General features: G+C 71.6%; 10 protein-coding genes. 8 read left to right on the top strand and 2 right to left on the bottom strand.

Features of this window, described 5'->3' with window-relative positions:
- Positions 1-61: 61 nt before the first annotated feature.
- Positions 62-1,054, bottom strand: a complete 993-nt coding sequence (locus R2B67_RS01210) for an ABC transporter substrate-binding protein (RefSeq protein WP_317815949.1) — start codon at positions 1,052-1,054, stop codon at positions 62-64.
- A 139-nt stretch (positions 1,055-1,193) separates the two neighbouring features.
- Here R2B67_RS01210 and R2B67_RS01205 point away from each other — a divergent pair, with 139 nt between their 5' ends.
- The 8 genes from R2B67_RS01205 (at position 1,194) to R2B67_RS01175 (ending at position 9,193) form a co-directional block, all read left to right on the top strand.
- Positions 1,194-1,991, top strand: a complete 798-nt coding sequence (locus R2B67_RS01205) for a siderophore-interacting protein (RefSeq protein ID WP_317815948.1) — start codon at positions 1,194-1,196, stop codon at positions 1,989-1,991.
- 7 nt (positions 1,992-1,998) lie between these two features.
- Entirely contained in the window at positions 1,999-2,904 is a 906-nt protein-coding gene (locus tag R2B67_RS01200; RefSeq protein ID WP_317815947.1) for an alpha/beta fold hydrolase, read from the top strand.
- Positions 2,901-4,631 carry an ABC transporter ATP-binding protein gene (locus tag R2B67_RS01195; protein WP_317815946.1) on the top strand — a complete coding sequence of 577 codons (1,731 nt, stop codon included), beginning with the start codon at positions 2,901-2,903 and terminating at the stop codon, positions 4,629-4,631. Before R2B67_RS01200 ends, R2B67_RS01195 begins: the two co-directional genes overlap by 4 nt.
- Positions 4,624-6,339 (top strand): ABC transporter ATP-binding protein, encoded by a 1,716-nt coding sequence (locus R2B67_RS01190; protein WP_317815945.1) that lies wholly within the window; start codon positions 4,624-4,626, stop codon positions 6,337-6,339. Before R2B67_RS01195 ends, R2B67_RS01190 begins: the two co-directional genes overlap by 8 nt.
- A 275-nt stretch (positions 6,340-6,614) precedes the next feature.
- On the top strand, positions 6,615-7,163 hold the full coding sequence (locus tag R2B67_RS01185; RefSeq protein ID WP_317815944.1) for a nitrobindin family protein: 549 nt from the start codon (positions 6,615-6,617) through the stop codon (positions 7,161-7,163).
- 91 nt (positions 7,164-7,254) lie between these two features.
- Positions 7,255-7,680, top strand: a complete 426-nt coding sequence (locus tag R2B67_RS01180) for a DUF4190 domain-containing protein (RefSeq protein ID WP_030565478.1) — start codon at positions 7,255-7,257, stop codon at positions 7,678-7,680.
- Positions 7,681-7,820: 140 nt separating this feature from the next.
- Complete coding sequence (locus R2B67_RS35955) at positions 7,821-7,898, top strand: 50S ribosomal protein bL37 (protein WP_370454205.1); 78 nt, start codon at positions 7,821-7,823, stop codon at positions 7,896-7,898.
- Positions 7,899-8,041: 143 nt separating this feature from the next.
- A complete protein-coding gene (locus R2B67_RS01175; RefSeq protein ID WP_317815942.1) occupies positions 8,042-9,193 on the top strand; it encodes an AI-2E family transporter in 1,152 nt (383 codons plus the stop codon).
- 102 nt (positions 9,194-9,295) lie between these two features.
- On the opposite strand, the gene R2B67_RS01170 is transcribed toward R2B67_RS01175, so the two are convergent.
- Entirely contained in the window at positions 9,296-9,937 is a 642-nt protein-coding gene (locus tag R2B67_RS01170) for a ScbR family autoregulator-binding transcription factor (protein WP_317824752.1), read from the bottom strand.
- Positions 9,938-9,952 lie beyond the last annotated feature (15 nt).

Here is a 9,952-nt window from a genome sequence, read left to right as displayed (position 1 = left end):
GCCGGTGTGCTGCGTCGGAGGGGGACCCGGCACCGGCCGGGTCCCCCTCCGGCACGCCCCACTACATCTTCTTGAGCATCTCCTCGATCTCACCGACCGCGGCGATCGCGAAGCTGTAGTTCGCCATCACGAAGTGCTTCGAGGGGAAGGCCCGTCCGGCCTTGACCGCGGGCACGCCCTTCCACAGTTTGTGGTCCAGCAGCTGCTGGGTGGTGGGCGTCGCCTTGCCGTCGGCCTGCACCGAGTAGATCAGCGCATCGCAGTCCTTGAGGACGTCCATCTCCTCGTAGCTCTTCGGTACGAAGCCCGCCTCCTTCTCGGGCAGCCCGGCGCCGATCCGCAGACCGACGTCGCGCATCACCGTGACCAGAGGTGTACCGAGGAAGAACTTGCCGTTCGGACCGCCGCTCAGGGGCGCCCAGGTGGTGGTCTCGATCTGCTTGCGGTACGCCTTCTTCACCTCGGCGAGGCGGCCCTCGTACTCCTTCTTCTTCTCGCCGAGCTGGCTCTCGCGGTTGACCGCCTTCGCCAGTTTGGCGATCTGCTCGTTCCAGAACGCCCCGCTGGTGTGCCAGTCGAAGAAGGCCACCGGAGCGATGGTCTTGAGCGGCGCCGACTTCTCCTTGTAGAACTGATCGATGATCAGGTCCGGCTTGAGAGCGGCGATCGCCTGGGAGTTGGGCGTTCCCGAGGCGCCGATCGTGGCGACGTCCTTGAGCTGCTCGTACACGTCCTTCGGCAGCAGTTGCGGGTTGGCCGCCCCGTCCGGGATGCCGACCGGGACCAGTCCGAGATCGAGGAGCATCAGGGCGTCGTAGTTCTCCAGAACCACCACCCGCTTGGGCTCCTGGGGGACCTGTACCGTCCCGTTGTCCGTCTCCAGGCTGCGGGTCGCCGCAGCGGACGGCTCCTTTGAACCGCTCCCCTCCGACCCCTTGCCGTCGGACTCGCTCACGCCACAGGCCGTCAGCCCTAAGGCCGCCGCCGCACCCGTGAGTCCGCCGAGGAAGCGCCTGCGCTCCACCGCGCCGGACAGGACACGTGAACGTGCCATGTTCACTCCTTAGTTCAGGAACAGGAAGATCTTCCAGCCGCATCGGAGCGCGGCCGGAAGTAAGGTGTGCCTAACCTATCGTCTCCGGGCGGGATTCCGGGAGTCGATCACCGCAAGAGCAGCGAGGAGTCCGGACAGCATGAGCAGGGCCACGACCGATGAGCGCCGAACCCGCAGGCCGGGGCGCATTCATGTGACCACCGTGCGCAGAACGCGGCGGGTGACCCCCCGAATGGTCCGCCTCACTCTGGGTGGTGACGATCTGTCAGCTTTCAGCAGCAACGGAAGCGACCAGCATGTCGCCCTGTACTTCTACCAGCCCGGTGTCGAACTGCCCCGGCCGTTCACGACCGAGGCGGCGCGGGCGCTGCTGCCCACCGCCCAACCACGCCTGCGCCGCTACACGATCCGGGAGCACCGCCCCGAACTCGCCGAAGTGGACATGGACTTCGTCCTGCACGGGCCCGACCAGCTCGCCTCGGGCTGGGCCGAGCGGGTCCGGCCGGGGGACGAGGTGATCTGGTTCGGTCCCAGCCCGGCCTATCCGCTCACACCGCTCACCGACTGGACCCTCCTGCTCGGAGACGAGACGGCACTGCCCGCCATCGCCGCGATCCTCGCCGAACTCCCGCCCGGACACCGGGTCCTGGCCGCGATCGAGGTCGCCGACCCGGCCGAGGAGCAGCCGCTGCCCACCCGGGCCGACGCCACCGTCACCTGGCTCCACCGCCACGACCGGGGATACGGAGACCTCCTGCGCGAACACGCCACCGGCCTCCGGCTCCCCGAGGGCGACGGGCGCGTGTGGGGCGGCGCGGAACGCCAGGTGATGCGGGACCTGCGGCACCACTTCGTCGACACGCTCGGCCTCGACCGCGCCGACACCCACCTCACCGCCTACTGGACCCAGGGCGAAACCCAGGACAGCGAGGTCTGACCCCACCATGCCCTCCGCATTCCTCAACGGCATCGACCTCGTCCACGACGACACAGGCGGCGACGGAGAGCCCGTGGTGCTCGTCAACGGCACCGCCGCGAGCCGCGCCACCTGGCGTGCCCACCAGACCTCCGCCCTCGTCGACGCGGGCTACCGGGTGGTCGCCCCCGACAACCGGGGCCTCCCGCCGAACGAATTACCTCCCGGCGGCATCACGCCGGAGGCCATGGCCGCCGATGTGGCCGCCCTCATCGACCACCTCGGCCTCGCCCCCTGCCGGATCATCGGCTTTTCCCTGGGCGCCGTCGTCGTCGGTGAACTCCTTCTGGCCCGGCGCGAACTCGTCAGCCAGGCGGTCCTGATGGCCGGACGGGCCCGCCCCGACACGTTCGGCTCCGCCCTCAACACGGCCCGCCGCGACCTGTACGACAGCGGGATGGACGTCCCCGCCTCGCACCGGGCCGTCTTCTCCGCGCTGTGCTACCTCTCGCCGCACACCCTGCGCGACCCCGCGGCGGCGCGCGACTGGATCGACGTCTTCACCTGCGCACCGGGGGCGAACGGACCGGGCGTCCGAGCCCAGTACGACGCCATGGGCGACGCCGACCGGCTGCCCCGGTTCGCCACGATCGACGTCCCGCTCCTGTGCATCGGCTTCGCCGACGACGTCATGGTCCCGCCGACGGCGACGCGGGAGATCGCCGATACGGTTCCGGGCGCCCGCTACACCGAGATCGAACGCGCCGGCCACTTCGGCCACCTGGAACGCCCGGCCGAGGTCAACGCGGCGCTGCTCGGCTTCTTCGCGGAGGCGCCCGGCCGGTCCACCGGACGCGCACACCCCGGCACAGCGCTGCCCGGCGCGTCCGCCCGGCGCGCCCACCCCACCGACGCAGGGCGAGGTGCCGCATGACCCCCCGTAGCACCGGCGGAACGGCTTCCGAGCCCGCCGCCCCCACCACCAAGGACGGGCTGCGGCTCCTGACGGGATGCCTCCGGGACCGCCCCGCCCTGGTCGTCCTCGCCGTCCTCGGCGGTCTCGTCTACCAGCTCGCGCTCATCGCCCTGCCCTGGCTGGTGGAACGCGCCGTCGACCAGGGCATCGTGGACGGCGACAGCTCCGCCCTGCGCCACTGGGCCCTCGTCATCGCCGGGGCCGGCGTCCTCGCCGCCCTCGCCGAGATGGTCCTCGGCTGGTACTCCACCCTGCTAGCCACCACCCAGGGCAACCGCCTCTACATCGCCGTCGCCGACCGGATATCCCACCTCGACAGCCGTGCGCTCGCCCGCTTCGGCGAGGGCGACCTCGGGATGCGCGGCACCCGGGACGTGGACCTCGTCCGCACCTGGCTCTCCGGCGTGGCCTCGTTCGTCACCGGGGTCGCCGGGTTCATCATCATGATCGTCGCCATCATGCGGCTCGACCCGCTGCTCGCCGTGGTCTGCGTGCTCTGCGTCCCGCCCCTGGTCTGGATCAACACCTACTGGTTCCCCCGGCGGTTCGGCGCCGCCAACACCCGGCTCTCCGCCGCCCACGGAAGCCGCGCCGACGCCGTCGAGGAACTGCTCTCCGCCAGCGCCGCCGTCCGCGGACTCGGCGGCGAACCCGCCCTCGTACGACGGCACCACGAGCGCAGCGCCACGGTCACCGAGCACACCCTCGCCACCGGACGGGTCTCCGCCGACTGGGCCGCGCTCTCGCCCTTCGTACCGGCCCTCGCCATCGGCGCCGGTCTCGGCCTCGGCGGCCTCGCCGTGCTGCGGGGCACCATGTCCGTCGGCGGCATCGTCGCCTTCACCAGCTGGATGAGCATGCTCGTCCTGTGGGTCGGCGTCATCACCCTGCGGGTCAGCCAGCTCAGCCAGGCCACCACCGCCGCCCGCCGCCTCCAGGACGTCCTGCTGCCCCGGCCCACCGACCGCGCCGAGGGCACCCGCCCCCTGCCCGCCACCGGCGACCTCACCGCCGAGGGCGTCGGCCACACCGTCGACGGACACCCGGTCCTCGCCCCGGCCGACCTCACCGTGCGCCCCGGCGAACTCATCAGCGTGACCGGACCCACCGGCTCCGGCAAGACCACCCTCCTGAGGATCCTCGCCGGGCTCCAGCCGCCCACCACCGGCACCGTCCGCTTCGGCGGCGTCCCCCTCGAAGCGGCCGGCCCCGCCGAACTCCACGCCAGACTCGGCTACGTACCCCAACGCCCCGTCACCCTCAGCGGCACCCTCGCCGACAACCTCCGCCTCGGCGCCCCCTACACCGACGACGAACTCCGCGAGGCCTGCCGCACCGCGGCACTCGACGACTACCTCGCCTCGGCCCCCGACGGCCTCGACACCCTCGTCGGTGAACGCGGCAACACCCTCTCCGGCGGCCAGCTCCAACGCCTCGCCCTCGCCAGGGCCGTCCTGCGCAGGCCGGCCGTCCTCCTCCTCGACGACATCACCTCGGCCATCGACACCGCCACCGAACGCGCCCTGCTGGAACGGCTCCTCGCCTGGTCCGGAACGACCGCGATCGTCTGCGCCACCCACCGCCCCACCTTCATCGACGCGGCCGACCGCACCCTCGCCCTGGCACCGGCCCGTCCGGCCGCCGCCGCCGACGTAACGGAAGCACGGGTGAGCACCGGTGGCTGAACACCAGCGCCTGACCGAGACCCCCGACCAGCGCCGCGTCCTGCGCCGCGCCTGGCCCCATCTGCGCCCCGAGCGCCGCGGCATCGCCCTCGCCCTGGCTGTGAGCGCCGCCGCGACCGCCACCACCGTCGCCGTCCCCGCCGTCATCGGCGCGGGCGTCGACCAGCTCCTGGAACGGGACCGTACGGGTCTGTTCACCGCCGTCGCCGCGCTCACCGTACTGGCGCTGCTGCGACTCGTCCTGTTCCGCACGTCGGAACTGCTGCTCACCACCGTCGGCGAGCGTGTCGTCCGCGCCCTGCGCGAACTGGCCGTCACCCGGCTCTCCCGGGCACCCCTGCGCTTCCTCGAAGCCCACCCCTCCGGCGACCTGCTGCGCCGCAGCACCACCGAGATCGCCGACCTCGCGAACTTCGTCCGCGCCCAGCTCCCCGACGTCCTCACCGTCGCCGGCTACCTCGTCCTCACCACCGTCCTGCTGCTCACCTACTCGCCCCTGCTCACCCTGGCCCTGGCCCTCGCGTTCGTGCCCGCCATCGTCGGTGTGCTGAAACTCTTCAAGAGGGCCGCGGGCCCGGCCTTCGCCGCCGAAGCGGCCGCCGCCGGAACGGTCGCGACCACCTACCGCGAGCTGGTCCAGTCCCGTGAGATGCTCCTCACCGGCGGCGGCATCGCCTTCTGGCGCGAGCGCTTCCTCGCCGACCACCAGCGGCGTTACCGGGCGGCCCGGCGCAGCCAGCGTGCCCTGTTCCTCATCAGCCTCTCCCGCGTCGTCCAGAGCGTGACGACCGCCGTGCTCCTCCTTGTCGGCGGCTGGCTCGCCGCCCGGGGCTCCATCAGCGTCGGCACGGTCGTCGTCTTCATCCTCGCCACCCGCCAGCTCTTCGACTCAGCCAGCCAGGCGTCGAACCTGGTCGGCCAGGTGCAGGTCTCCCTCGTCGGACTGGCCCGCCTGCTCGACCTGCTCACCACCACCGAGCCCCGCCCCGCACTCGCCCCGCCCCGCCCCGCCCCCGACGACGGACCGCGCCCGGTCACCCGGGAGCGCGGCCCGCTCGACATCGAGAACCTCCACTACTCCTACGTACCGGGAAGGGAGGTCCTGCGCGGACTCTCCGTACGCGTGGAACCCGGCGAACGCGTCGGGCTCGTCGGCCCCACCGGTGCGGGCAAGACCACCCTCGCCAAACTCCTGACCGGCCTCTACACCCCCGACAGCGGCACCGTCCGCTACGACGGCCACGACCTGGCGAGCCTCCCGCCCGCCGAACTGCGCCGCAGGATCGTCCTGGTCCCGCAGCGCGTCCACATGATCGAGGGCACTCTGCTGGACAACCTCCGGCTCGTCCCCGGCGATCCCGACGAGAAGACCATCGCCCGGGCCGTCGAACACCTCGGCCTCACCGGCTGGACCGAGTCGCTCGACGACGGACTCCACACCGACCTCGGCCGGGGCGCCGGCCGGCTCTCCGCCGGTGAACTCCAGCTGATCGGCCTGGTGCGCGCCGCCCTCCTCGACCCGGCCGTCCTCGTCCTCGACGAGGCCACCGCCGACATCGACCCGGAGACGGCACACACCCTGGAGACCGCGATCGACACCCTGCGGGCCGACCGGACCCTGATCGTCATCGCCCACCGCGAGGCCACCATTAAGCGGCTGCCGCGGATCATCCGCCTGGACGGCAACGCGCTGCTCCCCCAGGACTGACCTCGGGCCCGAGGGAGTGGCGGTACGGCTACGGGGTGTCCGGCGGATCAGCGCCGGACACCCCCTAGGGGGTGTCTTGCCGATCATGCCGGGCTCGCGGGGGCTGGTGCCGCACCTCGCGGCGTTGTCGTCCCTCGCCGACGCTCCGCGTCGACTCCCTCCTCCGCCTTGCGATGCACGGCACCAGCCCCCGCTCCCTGATCCGGCCTGATCGGCAAGACACCCCCTAGGCTGCCACCGGCATCCGTACCGGCAGCGACCCAGGAGCACGCCCCATGTCCGACCCCGCCCCGCGCCACCCGTACCCCGACGCCTTCCGGCCCGACGGAACACCGGCACCGCATCCGCTCCTCACCCCGGTGCTCGGGCTGCTCGGCACCTGGGCGGGGAGCGGGCGGGGCGGATACCCGACGCTCGACGAGGAGTTCGCCTACACGCAGGAGATCACCTTCAGCCATGACGGACGCCCCTTCCTCCACTACGCGTCGCGCGCCTGGCTGGTCGACGCGGAGGGGCATCCGCTGCGGCCCTCGGCCCGGGAGAGCGGCTGGTGGCGGCTCCAGCCGGAAGGGCGGGTGGAAGCGCTGATCACCCAGCCCACCGGCATCGCGGAGATCGCGGTCGGCCGGGCCGGTGACGGCACCGTCGACCTCGCCACCCACGAAGTGGCGCTCGCCCCCACCGCCAAGCAGGTCGACGCCACCCGCCGCCGCTACGCCCTGACCGGCGAGGACACCCTCTCCTTCGTCCACGACCTCGCGGCGGTCGGGCAGCCGTTGCAGCACCACCTGGCGGCGGAGTTCCGGCGGTGTTCGACGAGCTGATCCGGAACCGGCGAGGATAGATCGGATTTGCATATGGAGGGTCTTCTGGGGCATATGGACAGGACAACTTTTGGTAAGGAGTTCGTATCCGATGTCCATGCCCAGTTACCCTCAGCAGCCGAACGCGGACCAAGCGCAGTACGGCGCGCAGTACGGCGCTCCGGAACCCGCGAGGAGCAACGGCTTCGCGGTCACCGCTCTTGTCCTGGGTCTGCTCGCCTGCCTCTTCTTCTGGACGGTCGTCGGCGGACTTCTTCTCGGCCTGCTCGCGCTGGTGTTCGGCATCCTCGGTGCGCTCCGTGCCCGCCAGGGGAGGGCCCCGCGCAAGGGCATGGCGATCGCCGGTGCCGTCCTCGGCGCACTCGGGCTGATCGGCTCGGCCATCGTCCTCATCATCGGCATATCCGTGGTGAACTCCGGGTCGTTCCAGGACTTCGAGGACTGCATGCAGAGCGCGAACAGCTCGGCCGAAGAGGACCGCTGCGCCGAGGACTTCGGCGAGAGCCTGTTCAAGTGACCTCGAACGGCGGGGCGGCGGTTTGCGGCCGCGGCCCGAGTTTGTGACGGTAGGGGCGAGGAGCGGTCTTCCTCACCGCCGGACCCGACGGTCCGGCGGACCATGTGTGCCCAACCGAGCAGAGGAAGAGGAGGGTTCGAATGTCCTCGAAGCGACGTCGTAAGAAGAAGGCCCGCCGCAAGAACGGCGCCAACCACGGCAAGCGCCCGCAGAGCTGAGGCCGGCCCGGGGGTCCGAGGGGCAGCACCGCACGGTGCTGCCCCTCGGACCTGTTCCGGGCAGGCGCCGTGGGGGGCGTGCCCGGCACCCCGGCCGGACGCCGATGCGGGGGAGAGGTCGGAGCACTCATAAGGTGGCTCCCATGTCTGCCTCGTTGAGCTCAGAAAAGACCGCGGCCGCGCTCCGCAGATCGGCACGCGTCTCGCTCGAACTGCTGCTGGTCCTGTTGATGGCCGCCGTCGCCCTGTGGCTTCTGGGCCGGACCTGGCCGGTGGTGTGGCCTCTCATAGTGGGTCTGCTCCTCACCACCCTGACCTGGCCGTTCGCCCGCTTCCTGCGCCGCCACGGATGGCGTCCCGCACCGGCCGCGGCGCTGGTGACCGTGCTGTTCCTCCTGGTCGGCACCGGCATCGCGGCCCTGATCGCGATCCCCGTGGCCTCCCAGTCCGGCCAGCTCGCCGACGGTGTCGTCGAAGGCATCGGCAGGCTGCGCGAGTGGGCCGCCGGACCGCCGCTGAACATCAGCGACGACCAGATCACGGGCGCCTTCGACGCCGCCGTCGACCGCATCGAGAACAGCGCGGGCAGCGTCGTCACCACGGCGGTCACCGGGGTGAGCACCGTCTTCAGCGGTCTGATCACCGCTGTGCTGGCCCTCTTCCTGATGTTCTTCTTCCTCAAGGACGGCCCGCGCTTCCTGCCGTGGCTCTCCCGCCAGCTGCCCGGCCGGCTCGCCACCGATGTCCCGGTCGTGGCCGAGCGCTGCTGGGACACGCTCGGTTCGTTCGTGCGGTCCCAGGCCTTCGTGGGCCTGCTCGACGCCGTCTTCATCGGCATCGGCCTGTGGATCCTGGGCGTTCCTCTGGTGCTCCCGCTGGCGGTGCTGACGTTCGTCTCCGCGTTCGTGCCGATCGTCGGCGCGGTCTTCGCCGGTTTCGTCGCGGTGCTCATCGCGCTGGTCTCCAACGGCCTGACCGACGCGCTGATCGTGCTGGCGATCATCATCGCGGTGCAGCAGTTGGAGGGCAACGTCTTCCAGCCCATGATCCAGAGCCGTGGACTCGGCCTGCACGCCGCGGTGGTCCTGCTGGCGGTGACGCTCGGCGGCAGTCTGGCCGGTGTCGTGGGGAGCCTGCTCGCGGTCCCGGTGGCCGCGCTGATCGCCGTGATCTGGAACTACCTGCGCGAACAGCTCAGCGATCCGCAGGAAGGGCCGGGGCAGGGGGACCGGGAACCGGAGCCGGCACCTGCCCCGGACGGCGGCCCCGACGCCGACGCCCCGGTCCCCGCGTAACGAGGTCCGGCCGGGCCCGAAGGCGCATCTCCCTTGCGTGACGACGTTCGGCCCGCCCCGGTGGCGTAACTCCCCTCCCCACCGGGGCGCTCGGCCCGGGTCTCAGCGCCGCCGGGCCGCACCTGACGGGCGTGGCGCGCCCAGGCGCAGCCGGGCGAGGACGGCCGCGCGGGCGAGACCGGGCATGGTGAGGGACCACATGGCGCTGACCTGCTGGTGGAGGCCGTCCCGCTCGGCCAGGGCGAGGGAGAGCATCTGCACCCCGCTGTAGCAGCCCACGATGGTCCGGGAGGCCTCCACAGGTTCCACGTGGTCCTGGAGTTCACCGGCCTCACGGGCGGATTCGAGGACGGCGGTGACGGCTCCCAGCGGGCCCGCGTAGCTCTCGGCGGTCTGGTAGGGGCCCGGTTCGATGCTGAGGCGTACGGCGGCCCGCAGGACGGGGTCCTCCAGGAGGCCGGCGGTGTAGTGGTGGCTGATGTCGATCAGGGCCTGGAGCCAGAACTCGGGAACCGGGCCCGACGCCGTCTGCTCGGCGACCCGCTGGAAGTACGTGTTCTGGTGGGCCAGGATCGCGTCGCCGACCTGTTCCTTGGAGTCGAAGTGGTGGTAGAAGCCGCCGCGTGAGACCTGGGCGAGGCGCTGGATCTCGGGAGTCGTCGCGCCTGTGTAGCCGTCCCGGGCGATGATCACCCCGGCGGCCTCGATGATCCGCTGAACGGTCTGATCCCCGCGGTCCTGCATCGTCACGCCTCCCTG

Source organism: Streptomyces cyaneofuscatus, from assembly GCF_033109485.1.
GTDB lineage: Bacteria > Actinomycetota > Actinomycetes > Streptomycetales > Streptomycetaceae > Streptomyces > Streptomyces cyaneofuscatus.
Note: the sequence above shows the minus strand (reverse complement) of the source record. Positions and strands in the feature narration are given on the sequence as shown.

Bases quoted from the DNA above. Each gene is read 5' to 3' on its own strand.
- R2B67_RS01210 (WP_317815949.1), bottom strand. From the start codon at position 1,054: ATGGCACGTTCACGTGTCCTGTCCGGCGCGGTGGAGCGCAGGCGCTTC.
- R2B67_RS01205 (WP_317815948.1), top strand. From the start codon at position 1,194: ATGAGCAGGGCCACGACCGATGAGCGCCGAACCCGCAGGCCGGGGCGC.
- R2B67_RS01200 (WP_317815947.1), top strand. From the start codon at position 1,999: ATGCCCTCCGCATTCCTCAACGGCATCGACCTCGTCCACGACGACACA.
- R2B67_RS01195 (WP_317815946.1), top strand. From the start codon at position 2,901: ATGACCCCCCGTAGCACCGGCGGAACGGCTTCCGAGCCCGCCGCCCCC.
- R2B67_RS01185 (WP_317815944.1), top strand. From the start codon at position 6,615: ATGTCCGACCCCGCCCCGCGCCACCCGTACCCCGACGCCTTCCGGCCC.
- R2B67_RS01180 (WP_030565478.1), top strand. From the start codon at position 7,255: ATGTCCATGCCCAGTTACCCTCAGCAGCCGAACGCGGACCAAGCGCAG.
- R2B67_RS35955 (WP_370454205.1), top strand. From the start codon at position 7,821: ATGTCCTCGAAGCGACGTCGTAAGAAGAAGGCCCGCCGCAAGAACGGC.
- R2B67_RS01175 (WP_317815942.1), top strand. From the start codon at position 8,042: ATGTCTGCCTCGTTGAGCTCAGAAAAGACCGCGGCCGCGCTCCGCAGA.
- R2B67_RS01170 (WP_317824752.1), bottom strand. From the start codon at position 9,937: ATGCAGGACCGCGGGGATCAGACCGTTCAGCGGATCATCGAGGCCGCC.